The 22,662-nt window shown below is 60.4% G+C and carries 19 protein-coding genes; 9 read left to right on the top strand and 10 right to left on the bottom strand.

The annotated features are described in order from the left end of the window. Positions 1-63: 63 nt before the first annotated feature. Together MGMAQ_RS10560 and MGMAQ_RS10565 are read left to right on the top strand one after the other, a co-directional pair. On the top strand, positions 64-633 hold the full coding sequence (locus MGMAQ_RS10560) for a TlpA disulfide reductase family protein (RefSeq protein WP_052716312.1): 570 nt from the start codon (positions 64-66) through the stop codon (positions 631-633). Then, positions 630-1,841, top strand: a complete 1,212-nt coding sequence (locus MGMAQ_RS10565; protein ID WP_052716313.1) for a DUF2478 domain-containing protein — start codon at positions 630-632, stop codon at positions 1,839-1,841. The genes MGMAQ_RS10560 and MGMAQ_RS10565 overlap by 4 nt, the downstream gene beginning before the upstream one ends. On the opposite strand, the gene mobA is transcribed toward MGMAQ_RS10565, so the two are convergent. Continuing rightward, positions 1,838-2,452 (bottom strand): molybdenum cofactor guanylyltransferase MobA, encoded by a 615-nt coding sequence (gene mobA, locus MGMAQ_RS10570; protein ID WP_046021520.1) that lies wholly within the window; start codon positions 2,450-2,452, stop codon positions 1,838-1,840. The genes MGMAQ_RS10565 and mobA overlap by 4 nt on opposite strands. Before the next feature lie 99 nt (positions 2,453-2,551). Between mobA and moaA the strand changes: the two genes are divergently transcribed. Together moaA and MGMAQ_RS10580 are read left to right on the top strand one after the other, a co-directional pair. Then, positions 2,552-3,544 (top strand): GTP 3',8-cyclase MoaA, encoded by a 993-nt coding sequence (gene moaA / locus MGMAQ_RS10575; protein ID WP_046021521.1) that lies wholly within the window; start codon positions 2,552-2,554, stop codon positions 3,542-3,544. A gap of 68 nt (positions 3,545-3,612) precedes the next feature. After that, the gene (locus MGMAQ_RS10580; protein ID WP_046021522.1) at positions 3,613-4,386 is read left to right on the top strand and encodes an NAD kinase; all 774 of its coding nucleotides are present in this window, start codon (positions 3,613-3,615) and stop codon (positions 4,384-4,386) included. A 295-nt stretch (positions 4,387-4,681) separates the two neighbouring features. Here MGMAQ_RS10580 and MGMAQ_RS10585 read toward each other — a convergent pair whose 3' ends face one another. From MGMAQ_RS10585 to MGMAQ_RS10595, 3 genes are all read right to left on the bottom strand, one after another. Next, entirely contained in the window at positions 4,682-5,734 is a 1,053-nt protein-coding gene (locus MGMAQ_RS10585; protein WP_046021523.1) for a quinone-dependent dihydroorotate dehydrogenase, read from the bottom strand. Continuing rightward, positions 5,734-6,093 (bottom strand): DUF952 domain-containing protein, encoded by a 360-nt coding sequence (locus MGMAQ_RS10590; RefSeq protein WP_046021524.1) that lies wholly within the window; start codon positions 6,091-6,093, stop codon positions 5,734-5,736. The genes MGMAQ_RS10585 and MGMAQ_RS10590 overlap by 1 nt, the downstream gene beginning before the upstream one ends. A 234-nt stretch (positions 6,094-6,327) precedes the next feature. Further along, positions 6,328-7,353, bottom strand: a complete 1,026-nt coding sequence (locus MGMAQ_RS10595) for an amino acid ABC transporter substrate-binding protein (protein ID WP_082085376.1) — start codon at positions 7,351-7,353, stop codon at positions 6,328-6,330. A gap of 87 nt (positions 7,354-7,440) precedes the next feature. Here MGMAQ_RS10595 and MGMAQ_RS19600 point away from each other — a divergent pair, with 87 nt between their 5' ends. Then, positions 7,441-9,693, top strand: a complete 2,253-nt coding sequence (locus MGMAQ_RS19600) for a hybrid sensor histidine kinase/response regulator (RefSeq protein WP_052716314.1) — start codon at positions 7,441-7,443, stop codon at positions 9,691-9,693. Here the strand turns inward: MGMAQ_RS19600 and MGMAQ_RS10605 are convergent. Both MGMAQ_RS10605 and MGMAQ_RS10610 read right to left on the bottom strand, forming a co-directional pair. After that, positions 9,685-11,022, bottom strand: coding sequence for an AarF/ABC1/UbiB kinase family protein (locus tag MGMAQ_RS10605; protein WP_046021525.1), 1,338 nt, complete (start codon positions 11,020-11,022; stop codon positions 9,685-9,687). The genes MGMAQ_RS19600 and MGMAQ_RS10605 overlap by 9 nt on opposite strands. Before the next feature lie 4 nt (positions 11,023-11,026). Then, positions 11,027-12,829, bottom strand: coding sequence for a M3 family oligoendopeptidase (locus tag MGMAQ_RS10610; RefSeq protein ID WP_173427173.1), 1,803 nt, complete (start codon positions 12,827-12,829; stop codon positions 11,027-11,029). A gap of 62 nt (positions 12,830-12,891) precedes the next feature. On the opposite strand from MGMAQ_RS10610, the gene MGMAQ_RS10615 reads away from it, so the two are divergent. After that, positions 12,892-14,676 (top strand): long-chain fatty acid--CoA ligase, encoded by a 1,785-nt coding sequence (locus MGMAQ_RS10615; protein WP_046021526.1) that lies wholly within the window; start codon positions 12,892-12,894, stop codon positions 14,674-14,676. Between the two features lie 7 nt (positions 14,677-14,683). On the opposite strand, the gene pyk is transcribed toward MGMAQ_RS10615, so the two are convergent. Beyond that, positions 14,684-16,099 carry a pyruvate kinase gene (gene pyk, locus MGMAQ_RS10620; RefSeq protein WP_046021527.1) on the bottom strand — a complete coding sequence of 472 codons (1,416 nt, stop codon included), beginning with the start codon at positions 16,097-16,099 and terminating at the stop codon, positions 14,684-14,686. Between the two features lie 131 nt (positions 16,100-16,230). On the opposite strand from pyk, the gene MGMAQ_RS10625 reads away from it, so the two are divergent. Beyond that, positions 16,231-16,551 (top strand): hypothetical protein, encoded by a 321-nt coding sequence (locus MGMAQ_RS10625; RefSeq protein WP_046021528.1) that lies wholly within the window; start codon positions 16,231-16,233, stop codon positions 16,549-16,551. Between the two features lie 73 nt (positions 16,552-16,624). Then, the gene (locus MGMAQ_RS10630; RefSeq protein WP_046021529.1) at positions 16,625-17,182 is read left to right on the top strand and encodes a peptidylprolyl isomerase; all 558 of its coding nucleotides are present in this window, start codon (positions 16,625-16,627) and stop codon (positions 17,180-17,182) included. 22 nt (positions 17,183-17,204) lie between these two features. Here the strand turns inward: MGMAQ_RS10630 and MGMAQ_RS10635 are convergent, their stop codons facing one another. Next, positions 17,205-18,410: an MFS transporter gene (locus MGMAQ_RS10635; protein ID WP_046021530.1), complete on the bottom strand. Its 1,206-nt coding sequence runs from the start codon at positions 18,408-18,410 to the stop codon at positions 17,205-17,207. Then, complete coding sequence (gene alaS, locus MGMAQ_RS10640; RefSeq protein WP_046021531.1) at positions 18,410-21,061, bottom strand: alanine--tRNA ligase; 2,652 nt, start codon at positions 21,059-21,061, stop codon at positions 18,410-18,412. Before alaS ends, MGMAQ_RS10635 begins: the two co-directional genes overlap by 1 nt. Before the next feature lie 146 nt (positions 21,062-21,207). On the opposite strand from alaS, the gene MGMAQ_RS10645 reads away from it, so the two are divergent. Next, complete coding sequence (locus tag MGMAQ_RS10645; protein ID WP_046023215.1) at positions 21,208-21,405, top strand: hypothetical protein; 198 nt, start codon at positions 21,208-21,210, stop codon at positions 21,403-21,405. Positions 21,406-21,472: 67 nt separating this feature from the next. Here MGMAQ_RS10645 and recA read toward each other — a convergent pair whose 3' ends face one another. After that, positions 21,473-22,570: a recombinase RecA gene (gene recA, locus MGMAQ_RS10650; protein WP_046021532.1), complete on the bottom strand. Its 1,098-nt coding sequence runs from the start codon at positions 22,568-22,570 to the stop codon at positions 21,473-21,475. Positions 22,571-22,662 lie beyond the last annotated feature (92 nt).

Below are 22,662 nucleotides of genomic sequence, written 5' to 3' on the forward strand. Positions count from 1 at the left end.
CCCCTGGGTCCCAGGGCCCGGGTACGATAGGATAAGGTCCTCGTTCCCAGTCGGACCCTTCCCATGCCAAAGTTCCTCTTTCTGGCGGCTTTTCTTATCTTCCACCTGAGCAGCCAGGGTCACGCGCTCCCCACACCGCCCGCCGATGTCCCCGCCTGCCCGGCCTATCACGATGGCCAGGGCATCTTCGTCCCCACTCTGCCGCCAAAGCCCTTGCCGGAAACCACCTTCGAGGGCTCATCGGGCCGACCGGTCTCGACCAGTCAACTGGTCGGGCGCCCGTTGCTGATCAATTTCTGGACCACCTGGTGCCCGCCCTGCCTGACCGAACTGCCGTCGCTGAACCGACTTCAAATCAAAGCGCGTGAGAGCGGTCTGCTGGTTTTGCCGCTTAATCGTGACAAGCCCACGTCCCAGGTGAAAACCTTCCTGGCCGACCGGGACCTAAAGCATTTGATTGTCGCCACCGACCGCTTCGGCAAGGCTTCCCACACCAATGATATTCCGTCAAAACTGCCGGTGACCCTTTTTGTCGATCGCCAAGGGTTGGAACGGGGGCGTCTGCTGGGCACCATCGCCTGGGACGAAGGCCCCCGCTTTGATCACCTGAAACGATGTCTGGACCTGCCATGAGCCTCGCCCTGCCCCGCCTTGCCCCCGCCGCCGTGATCTATACCGGGGATACGGTCGATACCAGCCTGCTGGCTCGGTTCGCCGCCGACCTGAAAGACAGGGGCTGGAGCGTGGGCGGCATCGTCCAGGAAAAGCTGACCGGAGAAGCCGGACAGGCCGTCGGTCGCGACCTGATCGACCTGACCGACGGACGGCGCATCCCCCTGGCCCGCCCCAGTCCCGGACAAATCGAAAGCGGTAGCTGCGCCATGGATGAATCCGCCTTGGCCGAGGCTGGCCCCTCCCTGCGCCGCTCCATGGACAACGGTGCCGATCTGCTCATCATCGAAAAGTTTGGCAGAATGGAACAAGAGCACGGCGGCCTGCTGGACGAGATCATGACCGCCATGGCCGAGGGCTTCCTGGTGCTGACCGCCGTTTCCGCCTCGGCGCTGGAACAATGGAGCCAATTGACCGGGGGCATGACCCGGCTTCTGGCCTGGACCGAAGCCGATCTGTGGCGCTGGTGGGGACCACACCGTTTGGCCCGCGAGTTGGAACTGTCGGTGGATCTTGACGCCGTCGCCGGGCGGGTGGTGCTGGGACGCAACTGGACCTTGGTGGAAGGCCCCGACGGCTGCGGCCTCGCCCAAACCCCCGAGCGGATGGGAAGCGCCGGACGCCCGCTGCGCGACGCCGGATTTCTTGGCGGTCGCAAACTGCGCGATCTGGCGGCCTGGATCCATTCCTGGGACCCGCTGGAGGCAGCGGTGGGCCTGGCGGCGATCAACGCCCATTGCAATCGCTATGACCTGCAAGGCCAGGACAGCGACGGCCTGGATCTGCTGGCCGAGACCGAAGGTACCGTGACCGCCATCGGGCGCTTTCCCGGACTGGCCACCCGATTGGGCCATCATCGCATTGTCGAGGACGATCCGCGCGATGGCGCTTATCCACCCGCCGCCGCCGGATGGCTGCTGCCCGATGGTCCGGCGGTGATCCATGCCTCGGCCCTGGTGGACCGGACCCTGCCCAATTTGCTGAGTGCCTGCCGCCAACCGGCTGTGCTGATGGGACCGGGAACCCCTCTAACACCTCGTCTGAAAGCCTATGGCATCGGTGCTCTGGCCGGGGTGGTGGTGACCGATTTGGAGAGGGTGGCTCAAGCGGTGGCCGAAGGGGGAAGCCTGCGCAGCCTGCGCCCCTTCTTGCGCAATGTATTAGTTTAAGGGACCATTATAATCCTTTGAGCTTCCGCAAGATCTTCCGGCGAATTGATGTTGAAAAACGGGTCTGGATCGCCGGAGAACCAGGTACTCTGGGCCCCTATTTCATCGACCCAGGCGGTCACCCGATGCTCGTCACGCTCCACCAGAAAATCCCGTAGTGCCTCGTGGCTCTCCAGCGGCCAGAGACCGACCACCGGATGCCGTCGCGCTCCCGACTGGGCCACCGCCGCCGGCGCCCCCGCCAAAATCGTCTCACGCAGGGTCGATACCAGATCGGTGGGAATGAACGGCGCATCGGTGGGCACCGAGACAATCCAGCGGGCAGCGGGCACATGACGCTCGGTCCACTCCATGGCGCTGAGCAGCCCCACCAGCGGCCCACCATATCCCGGCAGGCAGTCTGGAACGATATTAATATCTTTTGAAACAATAACTCCCAAAGGATTGTTAATGTTTAGTATCAGGTGAGAAACCTGCGGCTTCAGGCGTTCAGCGACCCGAGCCAGCAGCGGCTTTCCATCCAAACGCAGGCGCCCCTTGTCCTGACCGCCCATGCGCCGGGACAGGCCTCCGGCCAGCACCACGCCCACTACGTCATTGTCGTCGTACATCGCATTCGGACCTTGAATTGCGCCATCGGGACAGTATCACATGACCCTGTTGAGAACAGGGGCGAAATCCCCGGCCATTGGCGCTAAAGTACCACCATCATGCAAGACGCCTATCAACGTGCCATCACCTATCTGCGGGTCTCGGTCACAGATCGATGCGATCTGCGCTGCCGCTATTGCATGGCCGAGGATATGACCTTCCGGCCCCGGGATGAGTTGTTGTCCCTGGAAGAACTGGATCGGCTTTGCTCGGCCTTCGTGGGGCGCGGAGTGCGCAAGCTGCGTATCACCGGCGGCGAGCCGCTGGTCCGGCGCAACATCATCCATTTGTTCCGACGCCTGTCCCGGCACCTGGAAGCCGGATCCCTAGACGAATTGACCCTGACCACCAACGGCAGCCAACTGGCCCACCATGCCCGGGATCTGATGGACTGTGGCGTCAGGCGGGTGAATGTCTCGCTGGATACCCTCGACCCGGCGGAATTTGCCGACCTGACCCGCTTCGGGGACCTGAAAAAGGTGCTATATGGCATTGATACAGCTCGAAAAGCAGGCCTGAAGATCAAGATCAATGCGGTGGCCCAGCGCGGCCTGACCGAGCGCAGCGCCGACCGAATGGTTGAATGGTGCGGCGACCAGGGTTTCGATCTGACCTTCATTGAGACCATGCCCATGGGCGATATCGGCGGCACCCGCCAAGACAGCTACCTCCCCCTGTCGGCGCTGCGAACGCAATTGGACCGACGCTGGACTCTGACTCCGTCGGACCATGCCACCGGCGGCCCGTCACGCTATATGGACGTGGCGGAGACCGGACAGCGGATCGGGTTCATCACGCCACTGTCGGATCACTTCTGTGAAAGCTGCAATCGGGTGCGTCTGACCTGTACCGGAACCCTGTACATGTGCCTGGGTCAAGACGATGCCGCCGACCTGCGTGGTCCGCTGCGCGACCACCCGAGCGAGGATGGACCGCTGCTTCAGGCCATTGACGACGCCATCGCCCGCAAGCCCAAGGGCCACGAGTTTTTGATCGACGACACCCATGGCGATCCCGCTCTAACGCGCCATATGAGCGTTACCGGCGGATAGACTTCTCTGGCCTGGATCGATCCAGGGTCTATACTCATCCCAACCCGCATTGCAGGACGGAGGCCCACGTGCCCCACCCGGAATTCAAGATCGCCTTTGCCGCCGCCAGACAGGATCTGGCCCAGAAAGCCAAACGGGCCCTGGAAGACCTCTATTCCCACGTCCCTCAGGAAGAAGCGGAGATCATCGTCGCCTTGGGCGGTGACGGCTTCATGCTGCATGCCCTGCACAATCACATGGAGCGCAATATCCCCATCTATGGGATGAACAAGGGCACGGTGGGCTTCATGATGAATAGCTATCGGGTGGAAAACCTGATGGAACGGCTGGCCGCCGCCGAATCCTATCGCCTGCATCCATTGCGCATGCGGGTCCGCACCACTGACGGCCAAGAACAAGAAGCCCTGGCCATCAACGAAGTCTCTTTGCTGCGTCAATCGCGCATGGCGGCCAAGCTGCGTATCCATATCGACGGTGTGGCCCGCATGGAAGAACTGATCTGCGACGGCGCCATGGTCGCCACTCCAGCCGGCAGCACGGCCTATAACCTGTCGGTCTATGGGCCGATTCTGCCCCTGGGCAGCGATCTGCTGGCCTTGACTCCCATCAGCGCCTTTCGTCCCCGGCGCTGGCGAGGGGCGATTTTGCCGCGCACGGCCGTGGTCACCCTGGAAGTCCTGGATGCCGACCTGAGACCGGTCTCAGCAACCGCGGATTGGACCGAAGTGCGGCATGTAAGCGAGGTCCGAATCTTCGAGGACCCGGATACGCGGCCGATCTTGCTGTTCGATCCGGAGCACAATCTGGAAGAACGCATCCTCAAGGAACAGTTCCAGCCCTGAGGATCCGGGAAACATCTCAAAATTCGAATACAAGTAAAACTGAATATTCACCGAATCTTTTATAAACTAAATCTAATAAGTATTTTAATTACTTGACACTAAGGTACCAAAGAAATATATTTATTTTACACAGACACGGGGATTGCTCCTCCGAATTCCCCTAATTCCCGTGTCGGGATGAGGCCACAGCGAGTGGTTTCCTCCTCGTGCTCTTGGAACACACCCCTTAAACCGCGCAACGATTCCCCCTGTTGCGCGGTTTTTTTTGCCTATATTCGACCTAGTCTTGAGTTTGTCAGCGGCAATCGACACCAACGGCATCGCTCAACTTGGTGAAACCATCCGCGGTCAGTAGGTCCGACAGCTCCCGATTGATGCGCGCGGCCAGCCCCGGCCCCTCATAGATCATCGCCGAATAGATCTGGATCAGCGATGCCCCGGCACGGATGCGAGCATAGGCTTGTCGACCATTGGCGATTCCCCCTACCCCGATCAGCGGCAGCTTGCCTTCGGTCAGCTTGTACATATCCGAAAGCACCCGGGTCGCCAGATCGGTCAGCGGTTGACCGCTGAGGCCGCCGATTTCCGTGCGTGAGGCAGCAGACAGGCTATCGGGCCGGGTGATGGTGGTATTGGTGGCGATCAGGCCGTCTATGGCCAGATCCAGGACCACGGCGGCGGTATCCGCTTTGTCCTCGTCGGTCAGATCCGGGGCGATCTTGAGCAGCAGCGGCGGTTGAGTTTGCAGGCCATCCCGCGCCGCCTTGACCGCTGACAGCAAGTGGGACAGCTCCTCCCGCCCCTGCAAGGCTCTCAGGCCCGGCGTATTGGGTGATGAGACATTGACCACCAGATAGTCGGCCAAGGGCCCCAGAATCTCCACGCCGCGTATATAGTCGGCGGCTGCGTCGGGGCTCGTCTTGTTCTTGCCCAGATTCACCCCGACAATGCCGCGCCGCGGGCGGGCCGATAGGTTTTGCCGGGCTATTTCCAAGCCCTTACTGTTAAAGCCCATGCGGTTGATGACGCCTCGATCCTCGATCAGCCGGAACAGTCGCGGTTGCGGATTGCCCGGCTGCGGCTCGGGGGTAATGCTGCCCACCTCGGTAAAGCCGAACCCCAGGTCAAGCACCTGGTCGGGCACCTCACCGTCCTTGTCGAACCCGGCGGCCAGCCCCACCGGATTGGGGAAGTCGAGACCCCATAATGTCCTTTGTAGGTTCTCCGCGACCACCGCCGCCGGGCGGGGCGTCATGCCGCGCCGCAAAGCGCGCAACGCCATACCATGAGCCGATTCCGGGTTCAGTTGTCGCAACAGGGGCCAGGCAACGCTGTACCAGTCGGCCATCAGAAGTCCTCCGGAAAAAGATCCGCCGGAAAAAGGTGCCCGGCTTGGTCATTCAGCGGCAGCGGATCGACCCGCTGTACCAATTTGATACTTAGCGCCTCATAGAGGTGTGGAAATAAGGCACCGCCTCGAGACGGCTCCCATTGCAGGGCGCCCCCCAGGTCTTCGGCATGAACGGTCAGCAGCAACAGGTCGGCCTCCCCTGCCCGGTGCTTGCGGGCGCTTTCGCGGATCTGCTCAGGCGTGGAGAAATGCAGGAAGCCGTCAGCCCGGTCCTGAGCCGATCCTTCGTATCGGCCGGTCTGTTGAGCTTGGGCCCATTCCCCGGCCCGGGCCAGATGGTGGATGCGAGTCGTCATGGCGCCAGATTAGCGCACTGGCCAGCCGGACTCATCAGCAAATACCCTCAATAAAAAAAGTGTTTTCAGGGACTGCGAATGCATATTAGAAATATTCTCGATTGCTGATGTGCTCATCACTTTCAATTTCCAGAGCCGGGCGACCGGTTCTCCGTTCTCCCCCTGGGCCCCTTACGTGGGTCCATCCCTCGGTCCAAGATCCGACACCTGGCCGGGGGATTTTTTTATCTGTTTTCAGCGGAATGGCGGGGCATACATCAGCCCGCCTCGGGTCCAAAGGTCGTTCAGCCCCCGTTGCAAACCGACTTTGGTATTCGGACCGATATTGCGCTCGAAGATTTCGCCGTAATTGCCCACTTGTTTGATAATCCGATAAGCCCACTTGGGGTCCAGCCCAAGGGCCTCCCCCAGTTCGGCGGTTTCGCCCAGGAACCGGCGGTTGGCGACATCCTCGCCGGCCAGGAACGAATCGATGTTTTGCGATGTGATGCCCCGTTCTTCGGCCTCCACCGTCGCAAACAGAGTCCACTTGACGATATCGAACCATTGATCGTCGTCATTACGCACCACCGGACCCAGAGGTTCCTTGGAGATGGCCTTGGGCAAGATGACGTAGTCCCCAGGCACCGGCGCGTTGTAGGCGCGGATGGAAGCCAGCCCGGAAATATCCTCGGCATAGGCATCGCATTTACCCAAAAACACGTTGTTCTTAAGCACATCTTGGGAGGCGAACAGTCGGACCACGAAATCCAGATCATGGGTCTTCGAATACTCCACGACGTTCTTTGATCCGGTGGTATGGTCGGCGACGCAAACCACCCGCCCTTTGAGGTCGGCGACTTTTTCGGCGCCCAAGGACCGGGGCACCATGAAGCCCTGCCCGTCGTAGAAATTCACCCCGGCAAAATCGAGCCCCGGGAGAGAATCCCGCCCCAGGGTCCAGGTGGTGGTGCGATAAAGCACATCCACCTTGCCTTGCTGAACCATGGGCAGCCGCTGTTCGTTACTGACGGGGAAAAACCGGGCCCGCATAGCATCACCGAGAACCGCGGCGGCGATGGCGCGGCAGAAATCCACGTCAAAGCCTTCCCATTCACCTGCGCTGTTGCGTAGGACAAAACCCAGATGGCGCTCCCCGGCCCCGCATTTCACGTAGCCACGTTCGCGCACCGAGTCGAGAACCGCACCGGCGCTAGCCTGTGTCCCACCCAGGGTGGCGATCAAAGCGCAAAATAGCCATGTGATCAGGATGAGACGCATTGCAAAGTGAATCCTTTGTCTATCCGAGGTTAATGCTAAGGTATAGGATCCTTGCCCCGGAACACAAGGCGCAAATCACTAGGAAACATGGCGAAACACCAACAAACAAGCGTTGAATATCAAGTTCTTGGCGGTTTTTTGCTGGCCTTGGCGGCGGTCATCGTAGCGGGTTTTCTGGCCTATACGACCTTTCGGGATGTCCGCGAAGACCTGCGCGATATCACCGAAACAAGGATGGCCATCATTTCCGAATCCCTTGAGTTGGCCGAACAGGTTGGTTCCCTGGGCGCCTTGACTCCCTTGATGATCGAGGCCCGGGACTTTGGGCGTCAGGATCTGATCTATCAGACCATCCGCGACCGCACCCGTTTGATCGGTGATCATATTGCCCAACTGGAGAACCTGGGGGCGGAACACAAGTACCTGAACGAACTCCGCAATGATGCTGATTCCTTTGGCGGCATGGCTCAGGAGCTCCGGGGTTTGATCAGTGACCGCAATAAGATAGAGGAAGAAAAGGCGGCTCAATGGCGGGCACTTTTCAAGCTTTTGTCTCGCTCTTTGGATCGCGCGCCGAGTTCGCTTCAATCCAGTTCCGATCTACAACGCGATCTCAATGAAGCACTGGGCAAAACCATCGAAATTCAACAAGCCCCCACCATCTTCGATCACGAACGTTTGGCGACTCAGGTCCGTCAACATCTGAAGCGTTTAATGGAACGCATGAACGAGAAAACGCCTGAATCCATTCGGGAAACGGGCCGGGAACTTTCGGCGCTGGTGGCGACCGGTAGCCTATCGGCCCGTGAGAGGGAACTCAGCATCGCACGCCGGATCGATGCTCAGACCATGGCCTTCAAGCAAATGGGGGACCAGTTGATTTATGGCGCCAACGCCATCTATCGCAGCAGCAAGGACCGCGCTGAGGCGGTGGCCGAGACGACCCGGCGCGACATCGATACTCAGCTACCGCTGCTGGCGGCCGCCGTCATTTTTGTTCTCCTTGGGCTGACCGCCTCGTTCTACCTGATCCGCGTGCGGGTGACCCGACGAATCACCGGCCTGGCGCGGGCGGTCCATCTGCATACTCAGGGCCGCCGCCAGAGCTTTCTGGTCGGCGGAAGAGATGAGATTACTCAAGTAGCGGAAGCCTTGCGCGACCTGGTGGAAGCCAATGACAGCCGAGAGGCTTCAAAACAACGCGCCCTTGAGCAAGCCGAGGCCGCCAGTCTGGCCAAAACCCGTTTTCTCGCCGCGGCAAGCCATGACTTACGCCAGCCTCTTCAAGCGGCAACTCTTTTCCTCGCCACGCTGGGCGAACAGGATCAAGACCCGGCCCACCGCAAGATCGTCGAGAAAACAGGCGATTCCATCGCCAGCCTGCGATTCCTGCTCGACGGCATTCTCGACCTGTCAAAACTGGATGCGGGCTTGGTGGAAGTGCGCGAGGAGGTGTTTCCACTGGCCGACCTGTTCACCAAGCTGGGCAATGAGTTTTCTCAATTGGCCGAACACAAGGGTCTTAAGTTCAATATGGTTACGCCATCGGTTCTGGTTAGGACGGACCCGCGCCTGTTGGAAACGGTACTGCGCAATCTGCTGGACAACGCCATCAAATACACCGATTCCGGCGGGATTTTGCTGGGCTACCGCAAACGCGGTCCGGTTCTTCGCCTCGATGTGGTGGATAGCGGACAAGGCATTGCTCCGGAGGTGCAAAAGCGGATTTTCGAGGAATTTTACCAAGTGGGTAACCCGGAGCGCGATCGTCGCAAGGGCCTCGGCCTGGGCCTGGCCATCGTGCGCCGGATCACCCGGCTGCTACGCAGTGATTTAAGGATCGCTTCCGAGCATGGCCGCGGGTCCCGTTTCTCTCTGACGCTGCCGTTGGTAGCCAACCGGCCCCTGCCCCACACCACGGAAACGCAGCCCGCCCCCTTTGAACGACAGTCTACCATTTTGCTGATCGAAGATGATGGAGAGGTGCGCGATGCCACCGAGACCCTCCTGCGCAGTTGGGGGCATCATGTCTTTTCCGATTGTTGTGCCAATCCGGGAACACCGGCGTTCGCCGACCTTATCCAATCCGTGGATCGGGACCCAGACCTGCTGATCATCGATTTCCGGCTTCCCGACGAACGCACCGGCGTGCAGGCCGTCCAGGCCCTGCGGCAAGCCTGGGGCAAGACCATCCCGGCGCTCATCGTCACCGGCGAGACCAGCCCACAAAGACTCAACGAAATCGACGACAGCGGACTGCCTGTACTGTACAAGCCCGTGGACCCGGAACAACTGCGCCAGGCCATCCTTGACCTGGAAAAACAGCCCCGCTCAGAGTGAGGCCGCGGTCAGCGCCTTGGCCTGGCGACGGGCCAGTTCCCCCACATCGAAGTCGCCGATCAGCTCGTGGAACAGCTGATACCAGTTGATTTCCGCTTTCAGGTGCAAAAACACACTGCCCAGGCCAATGGCGGCCCGGTCCATGAGAACGAATTCGCGGGGCGGCTTGACCCCGCCCACCCGGCGCAATTCCCGGTGCACCTTGGCCGCCACTTCGGCGCCATAGACTCCAGAATTTGTTTCCTGGATCCGTCGCGACCGGTCTTCCATCAATGGTGCATAGACGAAGTTGGCCCACAGATTCAGCACGTCGATCACTTCCGAGCGCAGGTCCTTGAAGCCCCATGTCTCGTACGCATGCACGGCCAGCGCCGGATCGTCGTCTCGCAGTGCCTTGTAGAGATTGATGACACCTTCCACAAAACTCGGCTCGAACACGCGAATGCAGCCGAAATCCAGCAGGTTCACCGTGCCATCCGGACGCACGGTATAATTGCCCAAATGTGGATCCCCATGGATTACCCCATACTCGTAGAACGGCACATACCAGGCCCGAAACATATTGTAGGCCAGGGTGTTGCGCATGTCCTGATGGTGTTTGGTGAAAGACAGCAAGGGCTCGCCATCCAGCCAGCTCATGGTCAGCAGCCGGTCGGTTGTCAGCCCGTCCACCGGTTCCGGCACTTGCACTCCCGGCTCCTCGGCCAGCATGGCTTGGTATAGCCTCATGTGACGCGATTCCCGACGGTAATCCAGCTCTTCACGCAGGCGTTCCGACAGTTCCGCATGGATGTTCGAAGAATCCAGCGCCTTGTCGTAGCGGTGATAGATTCCCAGCACCAACTTCAGCTGTTTCAGGTCCGCCTCGACCACCGACGCCATGTCCGGATATTGCAGCTTGCAGGCCATCGCCCGCCCCTGCTCATCGGTCGCGCGATGCACCTGTCCCAGAGAGGCCGCCGAAACCGCCTCGCGGGTGAAGCTGGCGTAGCTGTTTTGCCAATCGCGTCCGAGTTCGGCGGCCATGCGCCGCTTGACGAACGGCCACCCCATGGCCGGAGCGTTGCTCTGCAATTGCGCCAATTGCAAAGCGTATTCCTCCGGCAAGGCATCGGGGATGGTGGTCAGAATCTGGGCCACCTTCATCAACGGCCCTTTGAGACCGCCCAGGGCCGCGGTCAGTTCCGCCGCGTGGATGCTCTGATCGGTTTGAATGCCGAAGATCTTCTTGCCGGCCATCTTGGCGGCCATGCCGCCCACCGCACCGCCGACCTTGGCATAGCGTTGCACCCGCCGCCCCAGGTTATCCTGTTCGGGGGTGCGTGCCATGGGATCAGGCCTCGGCTTCCAATTCGTCGATAAACCCGGCGATTACGTCCAATCCGCGCCGCCAGAAAGCCGGGTCACCGGCGTCCAGGCCAAACGGCGCCAGCAGATCCTTGTGTCGCAGAGTGCCCCCGGCCTTCAGCATCTCCATATATTTGGCCTGGAATCCCGGATGGCCATCTTGGAACACCGCATAAAGGGAATTCACCAGGCAATCGCCGAAGGCATAGGCATAGACATAGAACGGCGTATGGACGAAGTGCGGGATATAGGCCCAGAAATGCTTGTATTCGTCATGGAAGCGGAATGCCGGACCGAGGCTCTCGCGCTGCACATCCATCCAGATGCCGCCCAATTGCTCCACGGATAGTTCGCCCAATTGCCGCTCCCCATGCACCCGCTCCTCGAACTGATGGAACGCCACCTGACGCACCACCGTGTTCAGCATGTCCTCGACCTTCGACGCCAGCAAAATGCGCCGCCGGGCCGGGTCGGTCTCGTTGTCCAACAGAGCACGGAACACCAGCATTTCGCCGAACACCGAGGCGGTCTCGGCCAGGGTCAACGGCGTATCGGCCATCAAGGTGCCCTGATCCCCCGCCAGCACCTGATGCACCCCGTGGCCCAGTTCGTGGGCCAGGGTCATCACATCGCGTGACTTGCCATGGAAATTGAGCAACAGATAGGGATGGACCGAGGGTACCGTCGGATGGGCAAAGGCCCCCGGCGCCTTGCCCGGTCGGGGCGGCACATCAATCCACCTGTTGTCGAAAAACGGCTCGGCGACCTTGGCCAATTCCGGCGAGAAGGTGCCATAGGCCGTCATCACCGTCTCGCGGGCCTCGTCCCAGGAAAACAGCCGGTCGGCATCCCCGGGCACCGGCGCATTGCGGTCCCAGTAATCCATCTTGTCGAGTCCGAACCACTTGGCCTTCAAGGCATAGTAGCGGTGTCCGAGGCTGCCATAGGCTTTCTGTACCGACGTGACCAGCGCTTCGACAACTTCGTCCTCGACCAGATTGGCCAAATTGCGTTCCGCCGCCGGATGCGGGTATTGGCGCCAGCGGTCTTCAATCTCCTTATCCTTGGCCAGGGTGTTGGTCACATGGGCAAACAGGCGGATATTGTCGCCTAAGACCTTGCCCACTGATTGGGCCGCCGCCTTGCGTTTGGCGCCATCCTTGTCGGATAGAAGATTTAGCGCATCGGAAACCGGCAGTTCCACGCCATCCACGGGGAATCGTAGATGGGCCATGGTCTCCTCGAACAGCCGGGTCCAGGCGGAACGCCCGGCGACGGATTTCTGGTGCAGCATCTCTTCCAATTCATCGGACAACTGGTGGACACGAAACACCCGATTGTCCCGAATCCAGGAGGCATAGCGACCGGTACGCGGATCTTCCAGCTGCCTGTCGAGCACCGCATCGTCCAGCCGGTTCAGTTCGAGGGTGAAGAACAGGGTCTTGGAAGAAATGTCCGTGAGCTTCTCCTGCAGGGTCTGACGGAAGCGGCCGATATTGGCGTCAGACACATCCCCCGCGAATTGCAGGTCGGCATAACTGTAGAGCCGATGCATGATCTCGGTCAGGCGCTCGTAGTCCTCGATGGCGGCACCCAATTGGTCACCGGTGAGTTCGGCCAGTTTTCCTTTGAACGAGGAAGCAAAAGAATCGGCCATGGCGTCGATCCTGGCGAGGTCGGTCTGGATCTCCGGCGCCTCCATGGAGGGATAGAGATCGCTCAGGTCCCATTCGGGTAGGTGTTCGACAGCTTCCAGCGGCATCACTTGCTCCTTGAATATGAACGCCATATGGGGCTGGATAGACCTCAACGCAAGAACCGGCAAGTGCACATTCGGGGGAGAGCAAAGAAATGGCCACCTATCCCTGGCCCAATCTAGCGGCCATGTTCTTTGATCAGGCGCAACGCCTGGCCGATAAACCCTTCCTATGGGGAAAGCAGGACGGTGTCTATGTGGCGCTGACCTGGGGTGAATGCGCCCATCACGCCGAATCCCTGGCCCGTTCCCTGCGCGCCCATGGAATCGGGGATGGTGATCGCGTGATGCTGGCGGCTGAAAATCGCCCGGAATGGCTGATTGCCGATATCGCCATCATGGCCGCCGGAGGCATCACCACCCCGGCCTATGTGACCAACACGGTCGACGATCATTTGCATATCCTGACCAACAGCGGCGCCAAAGGGGTCATCGTCTCCACCCGCCGCCTGGCGGAGCGCGTGCTTCCCGCCGCCCATCAGGCGCCCGATGCCCGCTTTGTGGTCGCCATGGAAGAGCCGGTCATTGATCAATCCTTGTCCGTGGATGTCCTCGGCTGGGATCGTATGATTGCCGAAGGCACCGCTTCGGATTTCGACGTGGCGGCCCGGGTCGCCGCCCTGACATCCGAGGATACCGCCTGCATCATTTATACCTCTGGCACCGGCGGTCTGCCCAAGGGGGTCATGACCGCCCACCGGGCCATCTTGCATAACTGCATGGGTGCCCGCGACGCGCTGCTGGAGCTGGGTCTGGACGATGAAGTTTTTCTCTCGTTCCTGCCCCTATCCCATTCCTACGAGCATTCCGCCGGACTGCACTTCCCTGTCGCCATCGGCGCGCAGATCTATTACGCCGAGGGAGTCGAGCATCTGGGCCGCAACATGGTCGAGGCGCAACCGACCATCATGACCGCCGTCCCCCGGCTTTATGAGATGATGCATCAAAAGATCATGCGCGGAGTGGAAAAGAACGGCGGCTTTAAGGAAACGCTGTTTCACAAGACCGTTGCCCTGGGACTGGCCCGACAACGGGGCGACTCCCTGGGTCCGATCGGGTGGATCTTGGACAAGATCCTGGACAAACTGGTCCGGTCCAAGGTCAAGGCCAGCTTCGGCGGACGCCTGAAGGCCTTGGTGTCCGGTGGCGGGCCGCTCAATCCGGACATCGGGCGATTCTTTACCGCCCTGGGCCTGCGCATTCTGCAAGGCTACGGGCTGACCGAATCCGGTCCGGTGATCAGCGTCAACCGCCCGCGCAAAGTGAAAATGGATACCGTCGGTCCGGTGGTCCTGGGCACCGACTTCCGTCTGGCCGAGGATGGGGAAATCTGTTGTCGCGGCGATTTGGTCATGCAGGGCTATTGGCGCAATGATGAAGCCACCGCCGAGTCCCTCAAGGACGGCTGGCTGCATACGGGCGACATCGGCGAAATAGACGAGGACTGCTACATCCGTATCACCGACCGAAAGAAGGACATCATTGTCAATTCCGGTGGCGATAATATTTCGCCGCAACGGGTGGAGGGTCTTTTGACCTTGGAGCGGGAAATTGCCCAGGCCATGGTCTATGGCGACAAGCATCCGCATCTGGTGGCGCTGATCGTCCCCGACGAGGACTGGCTGAAAACATGGGCTGGTGCCAATGGCAAGCCGGCGGACTTGAAACAACTCACCGCCGACGAGGATTTGCACGACGCCCTGCGCCCGGCCTTTGACCGGGTCAACGCCCAGCTTTCAAACATCGAGAAGGTACGTCGCTTCTGTCTGGCCCGCGAGCCCTTTGGGATCGACAATTCCCAGATGACTCCGACCATGAAGATCCGCCGCCATGTGATCCGCGAGGTCTATGGCGCACGGCTGGAGGGACTGTACGGATAAGGCTCCCCTACTCCACCCAGGGAATATGCAGGGTATTGGTGGCGCCCGGCGTGCCAAAGGGAATGCCGGCCATCACCACCAGACGCTCGCCCGCCTCGGCGAAACCTTCGTCCTTTGCGATGGACACCGACTTCTGGATCATCTCTTTCAGATTGAGGATATCCGCCGTTAGCACCGGATGGATGCCCCAGACAAGTGCCAACCGGCGCGCCACGGTGACATTGGGTGTCAGCCCCAAGATCGGCGCTTCGGGCCGTTCCCGGGCCGCGCGCAAAGCGGTGGAACCGGAAAAGGTAAAGCTGACAATCGCCGAGGCGGTAATGGTCCGGGCCACCTGGGCGGCGGCCGCGCTGATGGCATCGGCGGCGGTGGCTTCGGGTGCGGAATGGTCGCGGTGCACATGGCCGGGTTTGTAATGATCCCGTTCCACCCGCTGGATAATACGATCCATCATACTCACCGATTCCACCGGGTAGTCACCCACCGCGGTTTCAGCCGACAGCATCATGGCGTCGGCGCCGTCATAGACCGCCGTGGCCACATCCGAAGCCTCGGCCCGGGTCGGTGCCGGAGCACGGACCATGGAATCGAGCATCTGTGTGGCCACCACCACCGGCTTGCCCGCTTTGCGGCAGGCGCGGATGATCTGTTTTTGCAAGGCCGGGACTTCCTCTGGCGGAAATTCCACGCCCAGGTCGCCACGGGCGATCATCAATCCATCGGACAGATCAATGATTTCGTCCAGGTATTCAATGGCCGTGGGCTTTTCCAACTTTGCCATGACGGCGGCACGACCCGCGACGATCTTGCGCACCTCGGCAATATCCTCGGGCTTTTGCACGAAGCTCAGCGCCACCCAATCCACGCCCATCTTCAAGCCATAGTCCAGATCCTTGCGATCCTTGTCGGTCAGCGCCGACAGGTTCAGCATGGCATCGGGGACATTCACCCCTTTGTTGTCTGACAGCTCGCCCGGCGTAATCACCTGGGTATCGACGAAGTCGTCGCCCCTATGCATGACCCGCAGGCGAACCTTGCCGTCATCCAGCAGCAAATCATGGCCTTCTTTCAAAACCTCGAAGATTTCCGGATGCGGCAGCATGACACGGCGCTGGTTGCCCGGTTCCGGCAGCAGGTCGAGACGGAATGGCGAGCCGGTCTGCAACCGAACGGCGCCGTGGCCGAACTTGCCGACACGCAGCTTCGGTCCCTGCAAGTCCATCAAGATGGAAATGGGGCGGTTGTTTTCTTGCTCGGCCTGGCGCAGCAGGTCATAGCGGCGTTGATGATCCTCATAGCTGCCATGGCTGAAATTGAGCCGGAACACATCCGCTCCGGCATCAATCAGTTCCTGAAGACGGGGACGAGTTGAGGTCGTCGGCCCCAGGGTGGCGAGGATTTTGGCTTGGCGTTTTCTTCTCATGATGGCCCGAGGTATAGAAGCAAACGGTCCATTTCGCCATAAGTTTTCCCATCATCACTAAAAATTCACTCCTGGCGCCATAGGGTTGCGGCTTGATACACTGCTCTGCCCCCAACGGATTGTCCTCGGTTATGGCCTTTCTCAGCGACGCCCTGCTTAGTCTATTCATGGAAAAGGAAGCCCGCCGCGAATTGCGCAAGGTGCGGGCCCGCCAGGATATCGCCCGCCGCCTGCGCAGCGTTGGACTCGTGGATCGGGAAACGCAAATCGCTCAATTGCGCGCCCAAGGCGGTCAAAAGGCCCAGGAAAGCCGCAGCAACCTGATCGCCCAGGCCAAGAAAATCCGCAACAAGCGCCAAGATGTATTCAACGAGCTTTCCCCGGAACAAAAGGAAAAGCTGCGGACACTTGCCCAAACCATGATGGGTGTCGGCGGCGAGGACAAAGGATAATTGCCTTTCCCCCCGCTGGGCGGGTAAGGTCGCTTCCCGTATCGATCCAGTCCCGAACAATCGAGTGAGGACCATGCTGAACCGTTTTTTCCGCCTGTTTGCCATTGCCATGCTAATGATGGGAGCCCTGACATTGACCCAGGACGCCACCGCCGCCGATCCCGAAAACACCCTGATTCTTGAACTGCGCGACGGCAAGGTCACCATCGACCTGCGCCCCGATCTCGCGCCGCGCCATGTGGCCCGCATCAAGGAGCTGGTGCGCCAAAACTTTTATGACAACCTCACCTTCCACCGGGTGATCCGCGGCTTCATGGCCCAGACCGGCGACCCCAGTGGTGACGGCACCGGCGGTTCCGGGGTTAAGTTGGCCGCTGAATTCTCCGACGCCTCTTTCGAGCGCGGGACGATCGGCATGGCCCGCAGTTCCAATCCCAACAGCGCCGATTCCCAATGGTTCATCTGCCTTGGGCGCGCCGGTCACCTGGACGGCCAGTACACCGTCTGGGGGCAGGTTTCCTCGGGCATGGAATTCGTCGACAACATCAAGAAGGGCGCCAGCCACGCCAACGGCAAGGTGCGCAATCCCGACCGCATCATCACCCTGCGTGTCGCCGCCGACGTCAAATAAGGACAAGACACCCCTTAAGGGGTTATTGGGCCGGTCCCGCTTCAGGGGCCGGCTTTTCCTTTTGCCAGATCACCTCGTGACCGGGTTTCGGCAACGCTGGAACCAGCAATGACAGCCCCAGGGACAAAACCGCCATCCCGGCGCCGATCAAGAACACATAGCTGGGCGAGACCAGCCAGATCAGACCGAAGGTGGCGGGGATCACCACCGCCGCGATATGATTGATGGAGAAGCTGACCCCGGCGGTGGAAGCCATGTCCGCCGGATCGGCAATCTTTTGGAAATAGGTCTTGATGGCGATAACCATGGCGAAAAACAGGTGGTCGATCACATAGAGCCCCACCGCAATCCAGGCCGTATCCACAAAGGCATAAGCGGTAAACACGCAGGCCAGCCCGGTGTATTCCAAGATCAACGCCCGGCGTTCTCCCCAATGGGCGATGAACTTGCCGATCTTCGGCGCGATAATCGTGTTCAGGGCATGGTTGGCCAGCAGCATGAGGGTCATCTCGGCGACCGTGAAGCCGAACTTCTCGACCATCAGGAATCCGGCGAACACCACGAAAATTTGGCGCCGGGCGCCGGACATGAAGGTCAGGGCGTAAAAGAGCCAATAGCGCCGCCGCAGGATCAGCGTTTTGTGTTGCTCCACCGCCTCGGGGAATTTCGGGAACCAGACCCAGGCCAACAGGGTGACAACAAGGGTCGCGCCGCCGCCCAGCAGATAGACCCACTGCATCGGCAGGCCACCGAAATCCACCGCCAGATAGATCAATCCGAAAGCCATCAGCGTGGCCAGGGATGCCACCGACATCAACCGCCCCATGACCACCGGCGCCCGTTCCTTGCCGATCCATTGCAGGGTCAGGGACTGGCGCACGGTCTCGAAATAATGAAAGCCGATGGACATCAATACCGTGGTGGCATAGAGCCCGTATTCGGTCGGAAAATAACCGGTCATGGCCGTGCCGATGCCAAGCAGCAACAGCGACACCAAGGCCAACCGTTGTTCTCGCAGGATCAGCAGCACGAACACCACGCCGAAAGAGAGAAACCCGGGAATTTCGCGCAAGGACTGCAAGATGCCGATCTCGCGCCCGGTGAATTGCGCTTGCTCGATGGTGAAATTATTCAGCAAGGCCATCCAGGTGGCAAAAGCCAACGGCATGGCGATGGAGACCAAAATCAAAAAGCCCTCGGGAGACCGCTCGGTCAGGGCCTTTCGCATCAGGTTGCGGCCAGGGCGGCTTCGATAGCCGCCAAAGCTTCGCCTCCCTTGGATCCGTCGGGCCCGCCCGCCTGGGCCATATCCGGGCGACCGCCACCGCCCTTGCCGCCCACCGCCGCCGATCCGGCGCGCACCAGATCCACGGCACTGATCTTGCCAGTCAGGTCGTCACTAACCGCGACCACCAGGGATGCCTTGCCGTCATTGGCGGCCACCAGGGCCACCACGCCGGAACCGATCTGCTTCTTCACCTCGTCGGCCATACCCTTGAGTTCCTTGGCCGGGACCCCATCCAACAGGCGCGGGGCAAAGGCAATGCCGCCCACATCCTTGCTGTCGCCGCCGCCGCCCCCGGACGCCCCGCCCGTGGCCAGCTTCTTGCGCAGGTCAGTGATTTCCTTTTCCAAGCGCCGCCGGTCCTCGACCAGGGTCTCGACGCGGCCCGCCACATCGCCTGGCGCCACTCTCAACAAAGCGGCGGTTTGCAGCAACAGGGCTTCTTGTTCTTCCATATGGGCCACAGCGGCCGCGCCGGTCAGCGCCTCCACCCGGCGCACCCCGGCGGCCACGGCGCCCTCGGAAACCACCTTGAACAGGCCGATATCCCCCGTACGGCGCACATGAGTACCGCCGCAGAGTTCCGTCGAATAGACAGAGCCATCGGCGTCGGCGCCCATGGAAACAACGCGAACCTCGTCGCCATATTTCTCGCCAAACAGCGCCATGGCACCCTGCTCAATGGCTTCATCGGGGGTCATCAGGCGGGTCACCACGTCGGCATTGCGGCGTACCTGATCATTGACCCAGCTCTCCACCTCGGCCATTTCCTCGTTGGCCACCGGTTTGGGATGGCTGACATCGAAGCGCAATCGATCGCCGGACACCATGGAGCCTTTCTGGGTCACATGATCGCCCAGACGGCGGCGAAGGGCCTCGTGCAACAGATGGGTCGCCGAATGATTGGCCCGCAAAGCGGCACGACGGACCGCATCCACCGTCAGACGCACATCATCGCCCACCGCCACCCGGCCTTCCGCGACAGTGCCCATATGCACATGCATATCGCCGAGCTTTTTCTGGCAATCGGTGACCTGCACGCGGCCACCACCGGCCAACTCGATCACCCCATGATCGCCCATCTGGCCGCCGGATTCGCCATAAAAGGGCGTTTGGTTGACCACGATGGCCACCTCGGTTCCGACTTCGGCCACCGTCACTCGGGCGCCATCCACCACCAGCGCGGTAACCACGCCTTCGGCGCTTTCATTCTTATAGCCCAGGAACTCGGTGGCACCGATTTCCTCGCGGGTCTCGAACCAGATCTTGTCGGTGGCGGCATCACCGGAGCCTGACCAGGCAGCACGGGCTTCGGCTTTTTGCCTTTCCATGGCCGAATCGAATCCGGCCTCGTCCACGGCGATACCGCGCGGCTTGAGGGCGTCCTGAGTCAGATCCAGAGGGAAGCCATAGGTATCATAGAGCTTGAAAGCGACCTCGCCGGACAGTTCGGCGCCCGTCTCCATGCCCCTGGTTTCCTCGTCCAGCAGGCCGAGGCCGCGATCGAGCAACTTCTTAAAGCGGGTTTCCTCCAACTTCATGGTCTCTTCGATCAACGGCTGCGCCCTGTTCAGTTCCGGAAAGGCCTGGCCCATTTTGGCGGTCAGGGCCGGAACCAGACGCCATAGCAACGGGTCGGTCGCGCCCATCATGTGGGCATGACGCATGGCCCGCCGCATGATCCGGCGCAATACATAGCCGCGCCCCTCGTTGGAGGGCAGCACCCCATCGGCGATGAGAAACGAACAGGCCCGCAGATGATCGGCAATGACCCGGTGGGAAATCTTGTGATCCCCGTCGGGGTCGGTGTTCGAGGCTTCCGCCGAGGCCTCTATCAAGGCCCGTAGCAGGTCCACATTGTAATTGTCGTGGGTGCCTTGAAGCAAGGCGGCGATGCGCTCCAGACCCATGCCGGTGTCGATGGAGGGACGCGGCAGATCCTGACGGTCGTCCGCCGTGATCTGTTCGTACTGCATGAACACCAGATTCCAGATTTCGATGAATCGGTCGCCGTCCTCGTCCGGCGAACCGGGAGGCCCCCCGGGAATATGATCGCCGTGATCGTAAAAAATCTCGGAACAGGGGCCGCAAGGGCCGGTATCACCCATGGCCCAGAAGTTGTCGGAAGTGGGAATACGGATGATCTTGCTGTCCGATAGCCCGGCGATCTTCTTCCACAGGTCGAAGGCCTGATCATCCTCGGCATAGACCGTGACCAACAGCTTTTCAGCGGGCAGGCCATATTCCTTGGTCACCAGATTCCAGGCCAGTTCGATGGCCCGGTCCTTGAAATAGTCACCAAAGGAGAAATTGCCCAGCATCTCGAAGAAGGTATGGTGGCGGGCCGTGCGCCCGACATTTTCCAGATCGTTATGCTTGCCCCCGGCCCGCACGCATTTCTGCGAGGTGGTCGCCGTGGAATAGGGCCGGGATTCATTGCCGGTGAACACATTCTTGAACTGTACCATGCCCGCGTTGGTGAACATCAACGTTGGATCGTTGAGCGGCACAAGGGGGCTGGAGTCGACGATCTCGTGACCGTTCTTATGAAAGAACTCAAGGAACGTGCGGCGGATATCGTTGGCGGTCTGCATGGCGGAATCCCGGCAAAGCCTCAATGTTTCGAAAAGCAGGAAACGCTTTTACCGCGCCCGCGAAGACCTGTCCAGCGGACCGGACCTTGCCCCTGGGCCCCGATCCGACCAATATGGCCGAATTCCGACATCAAGGAGGTCATCCCATGAGCAGCGGTTGGGGCTGTCCGCACGAATACAAAGGCCAATGCACCAAGGTCCATGGCCACCCCTGCGACCCGGCCATGAAAGGCTGTGTGCTGTTCGGAAAGTTCAAGACCGCCAATCCGGAAAAGGCCAAGCCGAAGGGGTTGAAGCTAAAGCGGGCAAATGCCCGCCCGGCCCCCTCGGATCCAAAAGAATAGCCAAAATGGAAAACGGGGAGCCAAGCCCCCCGCATCCAGGTCACAAGCCTGACCGATTTCGAGCGCCCTACTCCGCCGCCGGAGGCTCGTCGGTCTCTTTGTCGGCATCCATCTCGCCCGGACCGGCCATCATGGCTTCCGACAGGATGCCCGCCGACTGGCGGATGGCGGTTTCGACCTCGTCGGCGATTTCCGGATTGTCGCGCAGGAAGCCCTTGGCATTCTCGCGGCCCTGGCCAATGCGTTGATCGCCGTAGGAGAACCAGGAGCCGGATTTCTCGACGATTCCCGCCTTGACGCCCAGGTCCAGCAGTTCGCCGTTTTTGGAGAAGCCTTCGCCATACATGATGTCGAACTCGGCCTGCTTGAACGGTGGCGCGACCTTGTTCTTGACCACCTTGACCCGGGTTGAGTTGCCCACCACTTCGTCCCGGTCCTTGATTTGGCCGGTGCGGCGGATTTCCAGGCGAACCGAGGCGTAGAATTTCAAAGCATTGCCGCCGGTGGTGGTTTCCGGATTGCCGAACATCACGCCGATCTTCATGCGGATCTGGTTGATGAAGATGATCAGGGTATTGGAGCGCGCCACCGAGGCGGTCAACTTGCGCAACGCCTGACTCATCAGGCGGGCCTGCAAACCCACATGGGTATCGCCCATCTCGCCTTCCAATTCCGCCCGGGGCACCAAGGCAGCCACAGAATCGATCACCAACACGTCCACGGCACCGGAACGCACCAGGGTATCGGCGATCTCCAGCGCCTGTTCCCCGGCATCCGGCTGGGAAATCAGCAGGTCATCCAGATTCACGCCCAATTTGCGCGCATAGCCCGGATCCATGGCATGTTCCGCATCGACAAAAGCACAGGTACCGCCAGCCTTTTGCGACTCGGCCACCACATGCAGGGCCAGGGTCGTTTTGCCAGAGCTTTCCGGCCCATAGATCTCGACCACCCGCCCTTTGGGCAAGCCGCCAATACCCAAAGCGATATCCAGCCCCAGTGAACCGGTCGAAATGGACTCGATATCCACCGCGCTTTGCCGCTGGCCGAGCTTCATGATCGACCCCTTGCCGAACGACCGCTCAATCTGAGCGACGGCGGCCTCCAATGCCTTATTTCTATCCATAGTATCCTTATCCACCAGGCGAAGTGCTGTCTGACTCATGTCATCGACCCCTTATTTCACGCGGTTCATTGCGATGCAAGCTAACACCAAATGTACCGTCTTTGTTCCATTCTGTAAAGGGCTTTTATTTT

The organism is Magnetospira sp. QH-2 (assembly GCF_000968135.1).
Classification (GTDB): domain Bacteria; phylum Pseudomonadota; class Alphaproteobacteria; order Rhodospirillales; family Magnetospiraceae; genus Magnetospira.

What these genes read in the sequence shown, in the direction of transcription:
- recA (WP_046021532.1), bottom strand. Translation starts at nt 22,570, where the DNA reads ATGAGTCAGACAGCACTTCGCCTGGTGGATAAGGATACTATGGATAGA.
- MGMAQ_RS10585 (WP_046021523.1), bottom strand. Translation starts at nt 5,734, where the DNA reads ATGGCCGACTGGTACAGCGTTGCCTGGCCCCTGTTGCGACAACTGAAC.
- MGMAQ_RS10625 (WP_046021528.1), top strand. Translation starts at nt 16,231, where the DNA reads ATGGCCTTTCTCAGCGACGCCCTGCTTAGTCTATTCATGGAAAAGGAA.
- mobA (WP_046021520.1), bottom strand. Translation starts at nt 2,452, where the DNA reads ATGTACGACGACAATGACGTAGTGGGCGTGGTGCTGGCCGGAGGCCTG.
- MGMAQ_RS10615 (WP_046021526.1), top strand. Translation starts at nt 12,892, where the DNA reads ATGGCCACCTATCCCTGGCCCAATCTAGCGGCCATGTTCTTTGATCAG.
- MGMAQ_RS10610 (WP_173427173.1), bottom strand. Translation starts at nt 12,829, where the DNA reads ATGGCGTTCATATTCAAGGAGCAAGTGATGCCGCTGGAAGCTGTCGAA.
- MGMAQ_RS19600 (WP_052716314.1), top strand. Translation starts at nt 7,441, where the DNA reads ATGGCGAAACACCAACAAACAAGCGTTGAATATCAAGTTCTTGGCGGT.
- alaS (WP_046021531.1), bottom strand. Translation starts at nt 21,061, where the DNA reads ATGCAGACCGCCAACGATATCCGCCGCACGTTCCTTGAGTTCTTTCAT.
- MGMAQ_RS10645 (WP_046023215.1), top strand. Translation starts at nt 21,208, where the DNA reads ATGAGCAGCGGTTGGGGCTGTCCGCACGAATACAAAGGCCAATGCACC.
- moaA (WP_046021521.1), top strand. Translation starts at nt 2,552, where the DNA reads ATGCAAGACGCCTATCAACGTGCCATCACCTATCTGCGGGTCTCGGTC.
- MGMAQ_RS10565 (WP_052716313.1), top strand. Translation starts at nt 630, where the DNA reads ATGAGCCTCGCCCTGCCCCGCCTTGCCCCCGCCGCCGTGATCTATACC.
- MGMAQ_RS10630 (WP_046021529.1), top strand. Translation starts at nt 16,625, where the DNA reads ATGCTGAACCGTTTTTTCCGCCTGTTTGCCATTGCCATGCTAATGATG.
- MGMAQ_RS10635 (WP_046021530.1), bottom strand. Translation starts at nt 18,410, where the DNA reads ATGCGAAAGGCCCTGACCGAGCGGTCTCCCGAGGGCTTTTTGATTTTG.
- MGMAQ_RS10590 (WP_046021524.1), bottom strand. Translation starts at nt 6,093, where the DNA reads ATGACGACTCGCATCCACCATCTGGCCCGGGCCGGGGAATGGGCCCAA.
- pyk (WP_046021527.1), bottom strand. Translation starts at nt 16,099, where the DNA reads ATGAGAAGAAAACGCCAAGCCAAAATCCTCGCCACCCTGGGGCCGACG.
- MGMAQ_RS10560 (WP_052716312.1), top strand. Translation starts at nt 64, where the DNA reads ATGCCAAAGTTCCTCTTTCTGGCGGCTTTTCTTATCTTCCACCTGAGC.
- MGMAQ_RS10605 (WP_046021525.1), bottom strand. Translation starts at nt 11,022, where the DNA reads ATGGCACGCACCCCCGAACAGGATAACCTGGGGCGGCGGGTGCAACGC.
- MGMAQ_RS10595 (WP_082085376.1), bottom strand. Translation starts at nt 7,353, where the DNA reads ATGCGTCTCATCCTGATCACATGGCTATTTTGCGCTTTGATCGCCACC.